The following is a 17,514-nucleotide window of genomic DNA, read 5'->3' on the forward strand; positions in this document are numbered from 1 at the left end:
CAAGAGTCCGGTCCTAAAAAGACCGAACTCCAAAGATTCGTAGGTATTCTTGACTTAAGCATTTGCCTGAGCTTTTGTATTGGTATCTTCAAGTTTGCTTTGGGCAACTTCTACAAGCTTGGTAAAAGCCGCAGCATCATTGATGGCCAAATCGGCCAGCATTTTGCGGTTAATATTGACATTAGCCAGCTTCAGACCGTACATCAAGCGATTATACGTGATGTTATTCATCCGGGCAGCTGCATTAATCCTGGTAATCCACAATTTACGAAAGTCACGTCTTCTCTGTTTGCGGTGAACAAAAGCATACGCCATCGATTTGACGACTTGCTGTTTGGCCATTCTGAAAAGTTTGCTCTTACGTCCTCTATATCCTCTGGCTAATTTTAATATTTTTTTATGGCGTTCATGTGCTCTGACGCCTCTTTTGACACGGGCCATTTTTAAAGACCTCCTTTAAGTGATATTCTTATTTAACATAAGCGATCAAACGAGCAATACGCTTCGCATCGGTACTATGCATAACCGCTGCCTTGCGAAGATTCCGTTTACGCTTTGGCGACTTTTTCTCCAAGATATGGCTTTTATATGCATGATAACAAACAATTTTGCCGGTAGCAGTTTTCTTAATACGTTTGGCAGCTCCACGATGTGTTTTCATTTTAGGCATTTATGATAACCCCCTTTTCATTTTAATCGTGTTTGTGTGCGGCAGGAGCTAAAATCATAACCATATTGCGGCCTTCGACTTTGGGTTCACGCTCGACAAGAGCTTCTTGACGAAGAAATTCAGCCATTCGTAAACACAATACCTTACCATGGTCTGGGTGTGTTATCTCCCGTCCTCGAAACATGATGGTAACTTTAACTTTATCGCCATCGCCTAAAAAGCGTTGGGCATTGCGAGCCTTGGTCATAAAATCATGGTCTTCAATATTCGGGCGGAGCTTGACTTCTTTAATTTCAACAACCTTCTGCTTCTTACGGGCTTCTTTATCACGCTTCGCCTGCTCATATTTATATTTCCCATAATCCATCACCTTACAAACCGGTGGTTTGGCAGCAGGAGCAATCTCCACTAAATCAAGCGCTTTTTCAGCAGCGACGCTCAAGGCATCTTTAATAGGAATGATCCCGAGTTGTTCTCCATCTTCACCTACTAATCGAACTTCCCGAGCCCGGATTTCTTCATTAATCCGTAAATCTTTGTTAATAGCGAATCACCTCCATTTTTTTGCTTACAACGAGCCAAAGAGTATAAAAAAATAAAGACGGTATTCCACCCGTCTTCATCATACAAAATGAGCATAATCCTGCTGGAAAACTCACTAGGACCTCATCAGCATTCTGCCATGAGGTGAGAAGCGGATGGCTTCTACTTGGCATAAATATTATACATAGTCCAGCGTTCAATGTCAATCATCTAATATGTGATTTTAAATGTAGCATTTTCGTTAGCCGGAACCGTGATCTTTCCGTCAATCATTTTTTGCTTATATTCATTTATTTTGGTATAGGTTTCTTCCGAAACCATAGATTCAGTTGTCTCTGCCAAACCGACGGCATTCTCTGCTAAGCCATACGATACATTTTTACCGGACGCCAAGGTATTCTCTTCAATTTGTTTGATGATGCTGTAAGCGACCTCGCCGTTTTCTTTGATGACTGAAGTAAGGACAGTTTCAGGTGCCAGACTATTTTGATCGATGTCAGCGCCTATGGCATACTTGCCTTTTTCCTCCATAACTTCGATCATTGCTTTTCCTGCCAGACCTGCGTCATGAAAAATAACATCGGCATCAGAGTTGACCATGGCCTCCGCCATTTCTTCGACCCTGACCTTATTGGTGAAAGTGGCGGCATTTCCTTTCAAAAGCTCACAGTTGGGATTGACGAACCGTACTCCGCTCTTAAAACCATAAAAGTAAGGCTGTGCTTCTTCTTTATTGTCCCCTGAGATAAAACCAACGACATTTGTTTCCGTCCTTTTTGCCGCCAGATACCCTGCCAGAAAAGCAGCTTCCTCTACTCTATAAGACACGGCCAGAACATTGTCAGGTATGGTTTCCTTGATCGTGCTGTCCAGACAGACATAGGTGATTTTAGGGTTCTTTTCTGCCGCTTTCAAAACTGCTGGAACAGCAGCAGAACCTATGGTAAATATGACCTGACAGTCCTGGGATTTAAGTTCGGCAAGTCCCGACGGATAGTCTTTATCATTTTTGATCTTAACATAGCCGATCCTAGCGTTTAGTTCCTGTTGTGCCTTTTGCAGTCCTTCCCAGGCTTTTTCAGAATAAATATCCTCGATTCCGTCCTGGCCGGTTATCAGTCCGACCTTGATCGCGTAGTTTCCCGAGTTATCCGATGGCGTGTCCTGGCCGCCTCCGCCCAGAATCCCGCAGCCAGTCAGCAACAGTAAGGCTATAACAAGCAAACAAAGCATCTTTCCCCATATTTTTACTGCATTTCTTTTTGACATTTTTTCACCTCTTGTATAGCCTTCTGTTGTTCAGTGTCCAAAGTTTATCGGAAAAATTCCCGGGCTCGGTTTCATTGAGGGCTTTTTGCATATCAAACATCCTGGCGTCAATGATATCCAGATAATGAAGGATTTCTGCCTCCGGAAACATGGGTCTCTTGGGACTGCCATATTCCGGCTCATAATGATGCGAAAGCAGCATATGCTGAAGAAGGAGACTGGTCTCTTCATCGAGACCCGCCTTGTCTGCAGCCTTTTCAATTTTCTTGATTCCTTGAACAATATGGCCTAGCAGCTGCCCCTCAACTGTATATTCCGTAGCAATCCCCAGGGCATTGGCATCAATTTCATCAAGCTTGGCAACATCGTGCAGCATGATCCCGGCATAAAGAAGATCTTTATCCAGGAAAGTATAGACATCCGCTAGTTTTTCTCCAGCTTTAAGCATTGTCAGCGTATGATACAGCAGTCCCGACCTTAAGGCATGATGATTCTGCACAGCAGCCGGATGAATCAGCAGTTTCTCTCCGGCTTCTGTCAGGAGAAGCTGGACTGTTTCTCTTATTTTGACATTCTCCATCCTGCCAAGGTATTGCAGAAGCTCAGCATACATTGCTTCCGGACTATACGGTGCCACAGGTATAAACGCTTGAATGTCAACCTGATCATCCGCTACAGCTGCACGGATTTTATCGATCTTAACTTGTTTCTTGCCTTGCCATTCCGCCATACTGCCTTTGATTTTTACAAGCATATTGCTCTGATACAGTGCTTCATCTTCCTGCTTGCAGTCCCACATCCTTGCGGTTATTTCCCCGCCGGCGTCACCTAAGACGATATCAAGATACCGGTTTCCGCCAGCCGTAGTCTTCGTTTCAACCCTGCGAATCAGAAAAAATGCGACCAAAGACTCTCCTGGCTTTAACTCATTCCAATTCTTTTTCTCAGTCAAGTTACCCACCACTCTCCGGAATTTGTATTGTTTTCCGCCGGTCAATCCGATTTAGGTCTGATTCCCTGCAGGAATTTTTTTGGTATTTATTTCGTCCAGAATCAAGCAAATAAAATCTTCCAATTCCATGACGCTGGTCTTCTGCTCTCCATAACGGCGGACGGATACCGTACCCTCTTCAGCCTCTTTATCGCCGACGACCAAAGCAAAAGGTATTTTATCGGTCTGTACTTCCCTGATCTTATAGTTGATTTTCTCCCGGCGTTCATCAAGCGAGGCGCGGATATCCCGGTTCATAAGCCGTCCTTTAACTTTTTCAGCATAGGCGCTGTGCTTGTCACTGATCGGCAGAATGCGCACCTGCTCAGGCGAAAGCCAGACAGGGAAAGCACCGGCGTACTGCTCGGTCAGAAGTGCAATAAAACGCTCGATACTTCCATAAACAACCCTGTGGATCATAACAGGACGGTGCTTATCCCCGTCTTCCCCAATGTAGGTCAGGTCGAACCGCTCCGGCATCTGGAAATCCAACTGGATGGTTCCGCACTGCCAGGTTCTGTCGAGACAATCCTTCAGGTGAAAATCAATTTTCGGTCCGTAGAAGGCTCCATCACCGGGATTAATTTTATAATCCATTCCTTTGGCCTCTAAAGCCTCTTGCAACGCATTCGTTGCCATCTCCCAATCCTGGTCCGAACCCATGGAATCCTCCGGACGGGTGGAAAGCTCCACATGGTACGTAAAACCAAATATTTTATAAAAATAATCAACTAAATTAATGACGCCAATGATCTCATCTTTGATCTGGGACGGCAGCATAAAAATATGGGCATCATCCTGCGTAAAGTTTCTTACTCTCAACAAGCCATGCAGAGCACCCGATAGTTCATGCCTGTGCACCAGACCAAGTTCTCCACAGCGGATCGGCAGATCCCGGTAGCTGCGTAGTTTCGTCTTGTACATAATCATACCGCCGGGACAGTTCATCGGTTTAACGGCATAGTCCTCATTGTCTATTTTCGTAAAATACATGTTTTCCTTATAATGATCCCAGTGCCCGGACTGCTGCCAGAGAGCTGTATTCAAAATGATAGGCGTTCTGATCTCGACATAGCCTCTTTTTTGGTGCTCTCTGCGCCAGAAATCTTCCAGCGTATTCCTTAAAACCATACCTTTCGGATGAAAGAACGGAAAGCCAGGACCTTCATCGTGCAGACTGAAAAGGTCAAGCTCCATCCCAAGCTTCCGGTGGTCACGCCTTTTGGCTTCTTCAAGCTTAAATAAATAATCATCAAGATCAGAGGTTTTGGCAAAAGCTAAACCGTAAATTCTCTGAAGCATTTTGTTTTTCTCACTGCCGCGCCAGTATGCACCAGCCAGGCTCTGCAATTTGAAGGCCTTCAATACCTTTGTTCCGGGAACATGCGGTCCGGCACAGAGGTCTGTAAAATCCCCCTGCGTGTACATGGATATTCTGGCATCTTCGGGGAGATCGTTGATCAATTCTACTTTATATTTTTCCCCTTTATTTTGGAAATAGTCAATCGCTTCTTCACGGCTAACCTCACGACGTTCAAACTGATAATCGTTCTTGGCCAGTTTTCGCATCTCCTCTTCAATCTTGGCTAAATCCTCAGGTGTGAAAGTGTATTCAGAGTCAAAGTCGTAGTAAAACCCATTCGCAATGGCAGGACCGATACCCAGAATGGTTCCCGGGAAAAGATTCTTCACAGCCTGAGCCAAAAGGTGAGAAGCTGAATGGCGCATTACTTCCAGTCCCTCTTCACTGTCAAGCGTAAGTATTTCTACGTTAGCGTCATTCTCTATCGGAAACGAGAGGTCTTTGACCTCCCCGCCCACCTTACCTGCAACCGCAGCCCTGGCCAGACCCTGAGAAATAGCAGCAGCCAATTCCAGAACAGTTGAACCCTGTTCCACTTGACGGACCGAACCATCCTTTAAGGTTACATTTAACATGATCCTATCACTCCTTGTTTTTATTCATGATTTATCCATTTAAACTTCTTTGGTATTAATACTAAAAAGCTCCCGTCCTTCTTATGGGACGAGAGCGATAGAAACCCGTGGTTCCACCCAAATTCAAAAATACGACCGCCTACTACACCGGCAGCTGATTTTCCTTGGAATCCTTAACGCGGATAAACGTCCAGCCTACGCAAATCATGTTCGGCGAGGAACTCGGAGGCGGTCTTTTCCCAAATATCGCAAAAATGCTCACAGCCTAAGGCATTTCTCTCTAAATGCGAACGATTAGGATACTGTCCTCTTCATCGTGCCTTCATTATTCCTTTCTATAGTCTTAGATTATACCACTTAAAGTATGTTGTCAATTAGTTCTCTTTACACAGGCTGCATCCCCGGCAATAGGTCATCTTATCACCAAAAACTTCCTGAACGATCCGGGCAATTCCGGACTGTTTTTCTGCTGCAACATGAACAATCAGGCGATTCGGAGAGCGTTTCAGCAAAACACCGATGGGGTGATCTTCGCTTTCAGCACCGTAATTTATTAGAACGGAATGCTTGTCATCGTAAAATGCCACTTCATCTTTGTGATTAATGACCATATGCATCGTATTTTTGTTTTCCCGCTGGGATTCAAAAAATCTTTTCAGGAGTCGTACAAAGCTTTCATGCTCCCGCTGAAGGGCATAAGCATTCACAGCACGCTCAATCTGTTTCTTTAATTCTCTCTTATATTGACCCGATCTGAAATTCATAAATCCTTCCAGATCAATTCTTTGATGGTCATTCAAAAATTCCAGAATGGACTTTACCAGAATTCTGTTTCTGAGCCGGAGAGAACCGGTCTCTGCTTGGTCATTCAGATATCTGGCAACCTTTGGGTAAGCCTCGTCAATTTCGCTCCCGAACATGTTGTAGTCATTTTTTAATTTTTTTCTGATATAACGTTCTTCCCATCCTTGGAGAACAACGCTTCCCAGCGCATGGGCAATATAGTACTGAACGATTTTAACAGTAAGCTCATTCTGGACATTTTTTCCCTTCAAATTGGCATATGTGAAGCTCACCAGATAGTTTGCTTCACGGCAGAATTCAGATATTTCAATCGGCAGTCCGTCTTTATGGTACAAATCATATACTGCTTGAGAAAGCTCCTCTTTATAATCAGAAGTTCCAACTTCTAAATAATAATCATTCAAAAGAAAAATCCCCCCCTGGAAATATATGCATCATCCTTCCTAATATTTCCGGTAAGGAATTTTCTTATTCTTATCTATTCTTATATATTCTTATATTGGTTAGGATTACATTGTTTCTTTAATTGATATTTTTTCTGCCGCTTAAATAAACGATAAGGCCAATCAGCAGCAAACTAACCGCCATGATCCCCAATTGTACATATCTGGTTAGGTACAGGAATTCTGTCACATTCTTAACATCGATATCCCCTGCCAGAACAGCATACGTCTTTCCGCCGGCATCCTTTATTTCCTGGTAGCTCGATACGAACGTCCCCAGTGAAGTCGTGTGATATTCTCCCTGGACAACTTTGCCTTTCAGCGTGTTCTCTACTGCGGACGAGGCGTTGTTCTCCAATTGTCCCAAAGACAAATGTGCCGGGTCATCCTCGGCCCTCGCATCAACAACGTAAAACCAGGCCTTATTCTGCTCATCCTTGTACAACATGTAAATATTCCCGAGCTGGTGTTCTGTCTTTAACTGCATCAGCTTCGTCCGAAGTTCTCCGTAATAAGTATTCTGCTGATTCTGCGTTTGAATAAGCTCCTGAAGTTTTTCGTTATCAAAACCAGCCTCGGCCAGAGCAAGTGTATTGCTGACCCGCTGGCCTGCCAAATCTACTGCGAGCTGTTTAGCTCGGAAATTTCCTATCCCTGTGACTATAATCAGGCAGAAAACAGCAATGATGATAACAGCATATCGTTTTTTCTTTTCCGGTGACATTTTTACCCCCCATAAGCATTCAAACTCATTCCCTTGTGCCTATATTATTCTACACCATTATTACCTATTCTGCATGCGTTGAAGTTCATTTCCAGAGAAATTTAACATAATAATCTTTAAGGATATTGTTCCTAGGACCCTAGGTTCAGAGGGAAAGCAGGTGAAGTATGAAAAATACAAAACAGTTTTCCATAGTTTCAATTGCAGCCGCCTTCATCGGAACAATCGTCGGAGCAGGGTTTGCAACCGGACAGGAGGTTCTCCAATTCTTTACTGTATTTGGAACAAAAGGTTTTGCCGGTATCGCCGTATGTACGATCCTATTTTGTTATTTTGGGATTCTCATCATGCGGATATCCAGAGAACAAAATGCCGATTCGCACCTGGAACTGGTCAGATTCACATTTGGGAAGCCTCTTGGAATTTTGATGGATTGGTTTATTACCTTGAGCTTCTTGGGTGTCCTGATCGTCATGGCGGCAGGATCCGGAGCTGTCGTTGAAGAGCAGCTTGGCTTTTCCCCGCTTCTAGGCAGTATTACCGTTATTCTGCTTTCGTTTCTCACCGTCATTTCCGGGGTCAGAAACGTTATACGAGCCATTGGTTTTGTTGTACCTTTTCTGCTCCTTGCCGTCTTCAGTGTTGCCATAATCTCGATTGTCCTCGATCCAATCACACCATCCAAAATTGCACTGCTTGGATCGTTAGAATCTCCGACAGCATCTCATTGGTCCACGGCAGCCATACTCTATGTTTCTTATAATATTGTACTTTCTGTAGCTATCCTGTCTCCCTTAGGTGTGGAAGGCCGGAATGAAAAGAGTCTTGTTTGGGGTGGCCTGCTGGGTGGTCTTGGGTTGGGTGCCGGGATTCTGGCAATCAATCTGGCAATCATCTGCGGGTCTCCGGAAATTCTTCCTTTTCAGGTTCCCATGGTATTTCTCGCTACCAGACTGAATCCACTGGTAGGCTATGCTTATGGACTCATTTTGCTTTTGGAAATCTATACGACTGCCGTAAGCATTCTCTACGGCTTTACAGCCAGGATTGCCTACGACAACAAGCAGAGGATTCTTGGTGCTACCCTTGCTTCCATCGGTGCAATTATCGCTGCCCGGTACGGTTTTTCCGCGGCAGTCTCTGCCATATATCCTTTGATCGGAGTTGCTGGGTTGATCTTCCTCGGAGGGCTGTTGTTTGCGCAGTTCAGGGATAGCTTCAGCAGTTTATTCAAACCTGGAAAATTTAAATGACTTTTGGGGTTCGTATTGACAGCCCCCAACAATACTTAGTATTATAAATACGTACATATGCATATATGCGCATATGTACAGTCCTGATTACACTTTTTCTTTAGGAGGCCGTTAAAATGTCGGTATTTCATGCCCCTGCCCCAGAACAGCCCCAAAAACATATTCCAGGTATAGAATTATCCCTGGAACTGGCTGACTTCTATAAAGTATTTGCGGATTTCTCCAGAATACGTATCCTTTTTGCATTATTGGATCATGAGCTCTATGTAAATGAACTGGCAGAAATTTTAGGTATGAGCCAATCTGCCGTCTCCCATCAATTGAGGATTCTCCGTCAATACAAATTAGTGAAGGTGCGCCGGGCCGGCAAAACAAGTGTTTATTCTTTGAGTGACGATCATGTTTATCGGATACTGACCCAGGGACTCGAACATCTTTCCCCCTGATTGATTGGTTATAGATTCATTCCTTCAATTAAAACCGCTCTTACGGGACTGCCGTCGCAGTCTCTTATTTTTAGAGGCAGTGCAACGAGAAAGTAATCTCCCTCATTGACTTCCGATAAGTCTAGTCCTTCTAATACTGCACTGTTTCCGGAAAGCAGAATGGTATGACTTGAATAAGCGCTGCTCGTAGAATCATCAATGGACAAGTAATCGATCCCAACCAATTGTACTTTTTTGGCTGCAAGGTATTCAGCGGCTTCGGAAGAAAGATAAGTATACTCCGGTTGAAACGCATTGTCCTTTAAAAGGTCTGAGTTCCGGGTTTTAAACAAGATCCTTTCCCCTTCGCGGATTCCTTTGGGGATCAGATGGTCAGGCAGGATACTCCCCGCAGCCGCCACTTCGATTACCCTGGCCGCTCCGATAAGCAACTCCAGAGGAATCCTGTCAACAGATTCTCCTCCTGTCAGGCAATGAGACGGCGCATCAAGATGGGTTCCACAATGGGAGCCCATCGAAAGCATCGAAAGACCATATCCGTCCTTGTCTATGGAATACACAGGTTCTGATTGAAACGGCGGATCCCCGGGATAAGAAACCATTCCCGGAAAAAGCGGGATCGTTATATCATGGATTACCATTACAAACTCCCATATCTTCAACTAATTCGCTTCCTACGACAATTCTGTTCCGGCCTGTGTTTTTAGCCTCATAAAGTGCATCATCCGCTCTTTTAAAGATATCATCAACACTCAGGTCCAGTTCTTTCTTTTCAGCAATTCCGATGCTGACAGAAACCTGGATCTTCTTGGTATTTTCCATTTCTATGACGACATCAAGGACTTTCTGCTGAATTCTCTCTGCCACAGTTTGGGCGATCATAAGGTCGGATTCTACTGGAATCACTGCAAATTCCTCTCCCCCGATCCGGGCTAGGATATCCATCTCACGCAAAACCAGCTTAAAAGCCTTGACGACCTCTTTTAGCACCCGATCACCGACCAGGTGACCATACTGATCGTTCACACTTTTAAATTTATCAATGTCAATCAAAAGCATCGTAAAATCCCGCTTGTATCTCTCCGAGCGCGAAAATTCTTCCTGCGCTTTTTGCATAAAAGCAAGCCTGTTGTCAATGCCCGTCAGGAAGTCTGTGGTCGCCTGGTGAAGCAATTCCTTTTCTAATTTTTTCCTGACCGTTATATCCAGAACAATCATGATTAGATGAATGACATTGTCCCCGCTGTCGCGAACTGTGGATAAATTGATTTCCGCCCATAAAGATTGTCCATCTTTGCATTGGAATTGTTTCTCACATTTCTTCCACGCCTCTTTGCCTTCCCATACTTCCCTGCAATGTATGATGCTCTCCTGCCGATCCTCTGGCACGATCGAATCAAAAATGGTTAACCTTATTAACTCTTCCTGTGAGAAACCAATCATCCGGCACAGGGTCGCATTTGCGTAATGATAATGTCCATCGTGGTTCAGCAAAGCAATTCCTGCGGCCGCATTATTTATTACCCCACGGTACAACGCTTCACTTTGCTTCAGGGTATTTTCTATCATTCGTTTTTTATGAATCTCCCTATGCATCCCTACATTTAAGGTAAAGGAGAGTATAAACAAAATAATAATGATTGGCAGACAAAAAAACAGCTTATCATTATCCCCAATAAACAAATAGACAATAACAAAAGCTCCGATTATACAGGCATTAAACAGAAAAAGTTTTCGTCTCCAATTATCCTTATACCGATTGATCGCGTTCATGATTCCTTATTTTCCCATTTTTTATTTTTTGTGGAAATCTTTAATTGATTAATTCTTGAAAATAATTTAATATCCTTTATTTTTTTTTGATCGTTTCTGGAATATTTTAGGTAAAATTTGTCGTGATTGTGTTAAAAATACAAAACATTTAATAACCGATCTGGCTCGATCCTGCAAACCATTCGGACTAATAGGACTAATGGTCTATTTATCCGGGACTTTTATACTATTCCATTTACATCATAACTTAAATGCTTATTAATTAAAACCAGAAAATTTTAAAGGATGGTTAGTTCTTGTACCTTACTTTTCCAACCGATATAATTGATCTATCATTGATAAGTAAAGGAGGAAGATTAATCAATGGCTAATTACATGATCCGAGGAGCAATCGAACCCCAGGAAATTTTCTTCCGGGCAGATAATATTGACCCTGCCCAGCTCACAATGGTCCGCAGGGGTCTGAGAAAACTGCATACTTTTGAGATCATGGCCGTCAATATTTATAAATTCCAGATCGCCGGCGCTCCAAACGATCTAAACAGACTGATCATTCAGGCTATGGCCAATGAGATGACCCATGTCCAGGATTATCAGATCAAACTTTATGAATATGGCTGGAGCCCAAGCCCTTTACGGTGGTTATTCTGGCTTGTCGGAATGTTCATTGGTCTTTTCAGCCGCCTGCGGGGAGAAAAATCCATGCTGAATGCCGGGATCTGGACAGAACAAAAAGCCGTGACCGACTATCAGAAAATCATCAATTCAGCGAAATGGGAGCCCGAAACACTCGCCGTGATCCAAAAGAATTTAAGCGATGAGTATCACCATATTGAAACTTTACAGAAGCATTTAAATGCCTAGCAGACCGATTTCTATATCCCGTTAAGAACAATGATAGTTTTGCTCGGGCTAGTCTCCGTAATGGATGGCCGTTTTCGGCTCTTGTGCCCTCCCTGGCACAAAGAGCCGCGCTACGCAATCCATGCTCCGCTTGACGCTGGCCATCCATTACGGAGACCTAATCTGGAGTTTATGAAAGGTTTTTTTGAAGTTAACCTTGTCTTGGAATCGCTGTCTAGTAAAAGTTCTTAAAGTTACTACACAAATAACGAGCTGCATTCTGGCATACAGACCTGCTTGAATAACCCTATGATCAGTCTGCGTGCCACAGTTCCGCGACGAGCGGAGCCTGGATGGCGAAGCGCGGCCTTTTCTTCGGATTGTGCCATCCATGGCACGCGGATATTGTGGCACGCAGACAGGCCCAAAAATATTAGTATCAATCTTTATAGCATAATGACTATGAAATAATAATCGCCCTGAAGTCTTTTGAGGCCCCAGAGCGATTTTTTATGCGATATGTCATTACTCCAGTGTATCGTACAGATGGCATTCTGCTTTTACTCCACGGTATCTGTCAAGAGGTCCTTCACATAAGTCGGAAGCGCAAAGCTTCCTTTGTGGATATCCGTATTATAATACCTTGTTTTGATCCCGAGTTGATTCCAGGTTTCTTCTTTGACATCCATTACAGGGTCATATTTTTTGGAAGCAAAACCAAATAACCAGTGGCCTGAAGGATAGGTCGGAATATGAGCCTGGTATACTTTACAAATCGGGAAGTATTCCCGAATGCGTTTATGGGCCCTTTGCATGGCCTGCGCATACTCATCATAGTAAGGGCTTTCATGCTGATTGACCAGAATGCCGTCTTCTTTTAACGCTTTAAAGCAGTTGCCATAAAACTCTCTGGTAAAGAGCCCTTCCCCCGGCCCGAATGGATCGGTAGAATCAACAATCACAAGGTCATAGGTGTTCTCCCTGGAACGGACAAATCTAAGTCCGTCCTCAAAATAAAGATGCACCCTGGGGTCATCTAGCTTGCTGGCTGTCTGAGGCAGATATTCCCGGCACACGTCGACCACCATCTTGTCAATTTCCACCATATCGATGTTTTCAATCCCGTCATAGCGGGTAAGCTCTCTGACAGTGCCGCCATCTCCGGCGCCAATCACCATGACGTTCTTAATCCCTGGATTCGTTGCCATAGGGACATGCACAATCATATCATGATAAATAAATTCGTCTTTTTCTGTAACCATCATCAGCCCGTCCAGCGTTAAGAACGTGCCGAACTCTTTGGACTTAAAGACGTCAATTCGTTGGTATTCGCTCTGTCCGTTATAGAGCTGTTCATCGACCTTGATGGTAAAACGGACATTTTGGGTATGCTGTTCCGTATACCATAATTCCATATTTCATTCCCCCACAACCCTGATATTTTCAATAAACATATCTTCCGTCCCGGTAAGAAAGCTTCCTTTACTCTTGGCATAGACAATGTAATCAATGATTTCCTCAGTGATCCGCTCTCCAGGCGCGAGTATTGGAATCCCCGGAGGATAGGCCATCACAAACTCCCCGCTGATCTGTCCGGCGCTGTCTCGGATAGGCACGGAATGCTGTTCTGAATAAAACGCGCGCTGCGGAGCCATGACGACATCAGGCGTAATGTACTCATGATCAAACATACCTGTCTTATCACGCATATAAAGCCTTTTGATCTCCGACAGGGACGAGACCAGACGCTCCAAGGCCAGCGCCCTGTCGCCAACAGAGATAATCGCCAGAATATTTCCAATATCGCCGAATTCGATCTGGATATCGTAATTATCCCGAAGTATATCGTAGACCTCCACTCCCGCCAGCCCTATATCCCGGGTATGTACGACAAGCTTGGTCGTATCAAAATCAAAAATCGAATCTCCATTGATCAGTTCTTTCGAGAATGCATAATATCCGCCAATTTTGTTAATTTCGTCGCGTCCATAGTTGGCAAGGGAAGTTACTTTGGCAAAGATATTTTTCCCGTCAAGTGCAAGGTTGCGTCTGGAAATATCCAAAGAAGACAAAAGTAGGTAAGAAGCGCTGGTCGTCTGGGTCAGATTGATGATCTGCCGGACATGTCCAATATTTAGACGGCTGCCAATTAACAAAAAAGAGCTTTGGCTTAAGCTTCCTCCAGTTTTATGCATACTGACCGCCGCCATATCTGCCCCTGCGGCCATGGCATTCAGCGGTTGGTTTTCACCGAAGTAAAAGTGGGTGCCATGGGCTTCATCGGCCAGTACAAACATACCTTTTTGGTGAGCAAGTTCGGTAATGGTCTTTAAGTCTGAACATATCCCGTAGTAGGTAGGATTATTAATAAAAATGGCCTTTGCATCGGGATGCTGCTCCATCGCTTTTTTTACTTCGCTGATCGACATTCCCAAAGGTATGCCGAGCACATTATTGACTCCCGGATTCACATATACCGGGATGGCCCCACTGATAATCAGTGCATTAATGGCACTTTTATGAACATTGCGCGGCATAATGATCTTATCGCCCTGTTTGCATACGCTCATGATCATCGCCTGGACTGCCGAGGTCGTTCCATTGACCATGAAAAACGCATGGTAGGCGCCAAAGGCATCCGCAGCCAGTTCCTCTGCCTCTTTGATGACCGAAACAGGATGTCCAAGATTATCTAAAGGTTTCATGGCATTGACATCAACAGAAAGACACCTTTCCCCGAGAAACTCCCTGAGCTCCGGGTTGCCTCTCCCTTGTTTGTGCCCAGGCACATCAAACGGTACGATCCGCATTGCTTTATATTTTTGAAGGGCTTCATAAATAGGCGCTCTGTCCTGGGAAGCTAGCTGCATGAAAATCTCCACCCTCTGCTATGGTCTGTGTCTTTATAAACTATCAACGTTACTATAGTGGACAATCTGGACAATGTCAATAAAATAGCTTAAATCAACGAGCAAGAGATCTGCTGCAAGCTGTATGGTATAATGATTAAACAAAAGGCGCTTTTACTCCGGGTAAGATAGACTATGATTATCCTATAACTTCTATAGATTTCTAATAAACGTGCCGTATTTCTTAAGGATGAAAGAAGTTATCACACCGAAGATAGTCAAAATTATCAGAGCAAACAGATTGGTAAGAGGTTGGAATTGTATTTGAGGGGCAATATTCAATAAGGGCATAAATAACCCCATGGAAGCAAACCCGACCATGTTGGCTATGATAACCCCTTTTAAAATGGCAAAATCTTTTCCGGTCATTTTCATGACGATAACTAATAATATCGTTGTGCCAATGCTCAAAGCCATTGTCCCGACGATTCCTAAGAATATCCCGATAGGGGAATTGACTAGGCTCCAACTTAGGAAAACATCTGCGGCTATATTCCATGGAGATGTCATCGGGATTCCTAAAACAATAAGGATATAAGATAAGAAGTCCATAACAGTTGCGCCAATAATACCCGCAATGGTAGCAGCACAAATTGGGTCTTTCATTTTTTGGATACCCCCATAGTTTTAAATTTTGATATTTTAATGTCTCTCAGTTTTAATGCTTTTATGTATAAAAATATGGGGCTAGAATTGAATGGTATTTATACCGATGGCAATGGCTGTTCCCTTTCAATTTAGGAAAGTGAGGTTTTTTATTTATTTGGAGTTTGCATAACGGTTCCCAAAGGCGCATTTTATGGTAAAATAATGCATAGTAAAGCAGTATTTTTTCTAAAAAAGCGTGCACTTTAGGAGTATACGGATATGTATAAACTCTTTGGCTCAAATTTGGGGTGGCCATTTCTGGAAACTATTTAGATTAAATTGGTCTGTCTGATAGAAATTTATTATTCGTTATGCGAACCCTAATTATTTTTTTATGAGGATATTTATTTTATGTTTAGAGAAAAAGTATTTGCAATTGCATTAACATGTACACTTTTTTTAACAGTAATTGCTCATTCCAGTTTATCTACCCGTCCGAGCAATATCTCAAAGGAACAATTCTCCGAGAAGCTGCCGGCCTTATTAAGATTAGAGGATGTAGGTCCCGGGGAAGAATACACAAGCCAGGAAAACCTCGATAAACTGATTGTACTGGCAGATTATCTTAAACAAGAGGGGATACCGTTTGAAGTCTCTTTGATTCCCAGGATGGTTGTACCCGGCAGGAACTATGATGTTGCCATTACCGATCATACGGAATATGCTCGGAAATTTGTCTCTACCATTAAAAGCCTTGAAGAAAAAGGCGGTATCATCGGGGTCCACGGCTATACCCACCAGAGCGGGAACAGCAATAGCGTGTCAGGATATGAATTCTACAGCTCGGCAAAAAATCCCGACGTGCCCAATACATACGCCTATGCCAAAGAGCGGGCTGAAAAAGCGATTGCGCTGTTTGATCAAGCAGGGATTCGTCCGGCCTACTGGGAAACGCCGCATTACAGCGCTTCACCCCAGCAACTTGTCGCTTTTCAAGAACAGATCGGTTTGATCTATGAAAACAATTATTACTATCCTGAGGCCTGGAAAAGCAATAGCGTCGTAAATCAGCATCAAGAATATTATTGCGGCCTCGATGTTGTGCCTGCTCCTTTAGGGCATTTAAATTCCCCGGAGCGGCTTGCCGCTATGCTGGCTGTCTTGGATGATCCGGCAAAAAACGGAACACTGGCGTCCCTATACGTCCATCCTACCTATGAGTTTCAGTTTATAAAGAAAGTCCAGCAAAAAAACGGAGAAGTTCAGTATATTTATGATGAAAATTCCCTTTTGCACCAGCTTGTAAAGGAACTAAAAAACAGAAGATACGCTTTTGTCTCGATCTATTCACTCGTAGGTTTTGTACCTGCCCAAAGGGCGGAAAATATTCAGTTTGACCCGAGGGATGAAGTCTTTACCGGTCAGTTTGTGACGGGTGCATCTGGAAAAAACGTGCTGATCTGGAACAAGAAAACGAATCAATGGCATATGTTCAGATATTCGGCCTCCTGGTATGCACCCAGGAAAGATATAAATGCATTTCAAGACTTGGGTGTATGGCTTAAAGACTTATCTCTGGACAGTGGAACGATACCGATCGTCGGGTATTTTAAAAATAAGGACAAACAAGATTTGTTGCTCCTAAACACTGTTTCGGGGAGTATGATTTTAGCGGAAAACAACGGAAATAAATTCATTCCCAATTATCTGAAATGGCAGGCTTTGAATGATTTTCAAAACGTTGATCCCGTGGCTGGCGAGCTTAACGGGGACGGATTAACGGACCTGCTCCTTTATGACCGGGACAATGGCAGGATTGGCAGAGCTATCAATCAAGGCGGCTGTTTTTCGGATATAACATGGCAATCCTTTAATCTGCTTAAAGCAAAATCTTTGAAACTATTAACAGGAGATTTTAATGGCGATGGCACAAGTGATATTTTAGGAATTAATTTTGACACAGATACATGGCAGGTATTGGTCGGGGTAAAAGCACACGGTTTTTCTCTTTCCCCTAAACGCTGGAACAGTCAATTTAGCATCAGTAGAGATTTTAAGCTATTTGCGGCCGACATTAATGGTGACAATAAAGATGATGTGATGGTTCACAGTCCAGATGGTCTTTGGAAAAGTTTCACCATGGATGGAAGAGAATTTGTATCTGGCGGAAGCTTTGGGCCATGGGGATCAGGAAATACAGAGGTAGCTCTTGCGGATATTAATGGTGACCAAAAAGCGGATCTGATCATGATCAATCATAGTACGGGTACTTACAACCTTAATAGCGCTATTTCAGTTTTAGGCAAATAAAAATGGATTT

At 43.5% G+C, this 17,514-nt stretch carries 17 protein-coding genes and 2 other annotated features; of the genes, 4 read left to right on the plus strand and 13 right to left on the minus strand.

Annotation, left to right across the window (positions count from 1 at the left end; all coding sequences use genetic code 11):
* Positions 1–54 precede the first annotated feature (54 nt).
* From rplT to C1I38_RS13785, 8 genes are all read right to left on the minus strand, one after another.
* A complete protein-coding gene (rplT, locus tag C1I38_RS13750; protein ID WP_119776937.1) occupies positions 55–441 on the minus strand; it encodes a 50S ribosomal protein L20 in 387 nt (128 codons plus the stop codon).
* Positions 442–469: 28 nt separating this feature from the next.
* A complete protein-coding gene (gene rpmI / locus C1I38_RS13755) occupies positions 470–670 on the minus strand; it encodes a 50S ribosomal protein L35 (protein WP_119776936.1) in 201 nt (66 codons plus the stop codon).
* A gap of 22 nt (positions 671–692) precedes the next feature.
* Complete coding sequence (gene infC / locus C1I38_RS13760) at positions 693–1,214, minus strand: translation initiation factor IF-3 (protein WP_119776935.1); 522 nt, start codon at positions 1,212–1,214, stop codon at positions 693–695.
* Between the two features lie 43 nt (positions 1,215–1,257).
* Positions 1,258–1,387, minus strand: a sequence feature (ribosomal protein L20 leader region).
* A gap of 36 nt (positions 1,388–1,423) precedes the next feature.
* Positions 1,424–2,482 (minus strand): BMP family ABC transporter substrate-binding protein, encoded by a 1,059-nt coding sequence (locus C1I38_RS13765; protein WP_119776933.1) that lies wholly within the window; start codon positions 2,480–2,482, stop codon positions 1,424–1,426.
* 4 nt (positions 2,483–2,486) lie between these two features.
* On the minus strand, positions 2,487–3,389 hold the full coding sequence (locus tag C1I38_RS13770) for an HD domain-containing protein (protein ID WP_051073272.1): 903 nt from the start codon (positions 3,387–3,389) through the stop codon (positions 2,487–2,489).
* Positions 3,390–3,485: 96 nt separating this feature from the next.
* Positions 3,486–5,411, minus strand: a complete 1,926-nt coding sequence (gene thrS / locus C1I38_RS13775) for a threonine--tRNA ligase (protein WP_119776931.1) — start codon at positions 5,409–5,411, stop codon at positions 3,486–3,488.
* Between the two features lie 81 nt (positions 5,412–5,492).
* Positions 5,493–5,735, minus strand: a binding site (T-box leader).
* A 50-nt stretch (positions 5,736–5,785) separates the two neighbouring features.
* Positions 5,786–6,619, minus strand: a complete 834-nt coding sequence (locus C1I38_RS13780; protein ID WP_119776930.1) for a putative sporulation protein YtxC — start codon at positions 6,617–6,619, stop codon at positions 5,786–5,788.
* Between the two features lie 118 nt (positions 6,620–6,737).
* Positions 6,738–7,382: a hypothetical protein gene (locus C1I38_RS13785; RefSeq protein WP_119776928.1), complete on the minus strand. Its 645-nt coding sequence runs from the start codon at positions 7,380–7,382 to the stop codon at positions 6,738–6,740.
* A 167-nt stretch (positions 7,383–7,549) separates the two neighbouring features.
* Here C1I38_RS13785 and C1I38_RS13790 point away from each other — a divergent pair, with 167 nt between their 5' ends.
* Both C1I38_RS13790 and C1I38_RS13795 read left to right on the plus strand, forming a co-directional pair.
* Positions 7,550–8,635 carry a hypothetical protein gene (locus C1I38_RS13790; protein WP_119776927.1) on the plus strand — a complete coding sequence of 362 codons (1,086 nt, stop codon included), beginning with the start codon at positions 7,550–7,552 and terminating at the stop codon, positions 8,633–8,635.
* A gap of 116 nt (positions 8,636–8,751) precedes the next feature.
* Positions 8,752–9,081, plus strand: a complete 330-nt coding sequence (locus C1I38_RS13795) for a metalloregulator ArsR/SmtB family transcription factor (RefSeq protein WP_119776925.1) — start codon at positions 8,752–8,754, stop codon at positions 9,079–9,081.
* An 8-nt stretch (positions 9,082–9,089) separates the two neighbouring features.
* On the opposite strand, the gene C1I38_RS13800 is transcribed toward C1I38_RS13795, so the two are convergent.
* Together C1I38_RS13800 and C1I38_RS13805 are read right to left on the minus strand one after the other, a co-directional pair.
* Complete coding sequence (locus tag C1I38_RS13800; RefSeq protein WP_119776924.1) at positions 9,090–9,722, minus strand: cyclase family protein; 633 nt, start codon at positions 9,720–9,722, stop codon at positions 9,090–9,092.
* Complete coding sequence (locus tag C1I38_RS13805) at positions 9,709–10,650, minus strand: sensor domain-containing diguanylate cyclase (protein ID WP_243109319.1); 942 nt, start codon at positions 10,648–10,650, stop codon at positions 9,709–9,711. The genes C1I38_RS13800 and C1I38_RS13805 overlap by 14 nt, the downstream gene beginning before the upstream one ends.
* A gap of 567 nt (positions 10,651–11,217) precedes the next feature.
* Here C1I38_RS13805 and C1I38_RS13810 point away from each other — a divergent pair.
* On the plus strand, positions 11,218–11,718 hold the full coding sequence (locus C1I38_RS13810) for a demethoxyubiquinone hydroxylase family protein (protein ID WP_119776922.1): 501 nt from the start codon (positions 11,218–11,220) through the stop codon (positions 11,716–11,718).
* A gap of 539 nt (positions 11,719–12,257) precedes the next feature.
* On the opposite strand, the gene speE is transcribed toward C1I38_RS13810, so the two are convergent.
* The 3 genes from speE to C1I38_RS13825 form a co-directional block, all read right to left on the minus strand.
* Positions 12,258–13,112, minus strand: coding sequence for a polyamine aminopropyltransferase (gene speE / locus C1I38_RS13815; RefSeq protein ID WP_020492869.1), 855 nt, complete (start codon positions 13,110–13,112; stop codon positions 12,258–12,260).
* 3 nt (positions 13,113–13,115) lie between these two features.
* Positions 13,116–14,567 (minus strand): aminotransferase class I/II-fold pyridoxal phosphate-dependent enzyme, encoded by a 1,452-nt coding sequence (locus tag C1I38_RS13820; protein ID WP_020492868.1) that lies wholly within the window; start codon positions 14,565–14,567, stop codon positions 13,116–13,118.
* Between the two features lie 192 nt (positions 14,568–14,759).
* The gene (locus C1I38_RS13825; RefSeq protein WP_020492867.1) at positions 14,760–15,212 is read right to left on the minus strand and encodes a hypothetical protein; all 453 of its coding nucleotides are present in this window, start codon (positions 15,210–15,212) and stop codon (positions 14,760–14,762) included.
* Between the two features lie 393 nt (positions 15,213–15,605).
* Here C1I38_RS13825 and C1I38_RS13830 point away from each other — a divergent pair, with 393 nt between their 5' ends.
* Entirely contained in the window at positions 15,606–17,504 is a 1,899-nt protein-coding gene (locus C1I38_RS13830; protein WP_119776920.1) for a DUF2334 domain-containing protein, read from the plus strand.
* Positions 17,505–17,514 lie beyond the last annotated feature (10 nt).

The organism is Dehalobacter sp. 12DCB1 (assembly GCF_004343605.1).
In the GTDB taxonomy this organism is placed as follows: Bacteria; Bacillota; Desulfitobacteriia; order Desulfitobacteriales; family Syntrophobotulaceae; genus Dehalobacter.

Excerpts from the sequence above, each read along its gene's own strand:
- rplT (WP_119776937.1), bottom strand. The coding sequence starts at position 441 with ATGGCCCGTGTCAAAAGAGGCGTCAGAGCACATGAACGCCATAAAAAA.
- rpmI (WP_119776936.1), bottom strand. The coding sequence starts at position 670 with ATGCCTAAAATGAAAACACATCGTGGAGCTGCCAAACGTATTAAGAAA.
- C1I38_RS13765 (WP_119776933.1), bottom strand. The coding sequence starts at position 2,482 with ATGTCAAAAAGAAATGCAGTAAAAATATGGGGAAAGATGCTTTGTTTG.
- thrS (WP_119776931.1), bottom strand. The coding sequence starts at position 5,411 with ATGTTAAATGTAACCTTAAAGGATGGTTCGGTCCGTCAAGTGGAACAG.
- C1I38_RS13785 (WP_119776928.1), bottom strand. The coding sequence starts at position 7,382 with ATGTCACCGGAAAAGAAAAAACGATATGCTGTTATCATCATTGCTGTT.
- C1I38_RS13790 (WP_119776927.1), top strand. The coding sequence starts at position 7,550 with ATGAAAAATACAAAACAGTTTTCCATAGTTTCAATTGCAGCCGCCTTC.
- C1I38_RS13795 (WP_119776925.1), top strand. The coding sequence starts at position 8,752 with ATGTCGGTATTTCATGCCCCTGCCCCAGAACAGCCCCAAAAACATATT.
- C1I38_RS13800 (WP_119776924.1), bottom strand. The coding sequence starts at position 9,722 with ATGGTAATCCATGATATAACGATCCCGCTTTTTCCGGGAATGGTTTCT.
- C1I38_RS13805 (WP_243109319.1), bottom strand. The coding sequence starts at position 10,650 with ATGATAGAAAATACCCTGAAGCAAAGTGAAGCGTTGTACCGTGGGGTA.
- C1I38_RS13810 (WP_119776922.1), top strand. The coding sequence starts at position 11,218 with ATGGCTAATTACATGATCCGAGGAGCAATCGAACCCCAGGAAATTTTC.
- speE (WP_020492869.1), bottom strand. The coding sequence starts at position 13,112 with ATGGAATTATGGTATACGGAACAGCATACCCAAAATGTCCGTTTTACC.
- C1I38_RS13820 (WP_020492868.1), bottom strand. The coding sequence starts at position 14,567 with ATGCAGCTAGCTTCCCAGGACAGAGCGCCTATTTATGAAGCCCTTCAA.
- C1I38_RS13825 (WP_020492867.1), bottom strand. The coding sequence starts at position 15,212 with ATGAAAGACCCAATTTGTGCTGCTACCATTGCGGGTATTATTGGCGCA.
- C1I38_RS13830 (WP_119776920.1), top strand. The coding sequence starts at position 15,606 with ATGTTTAGAGAAAAAGTATTTGCAATTGCATTAACATGTACACTTTTT.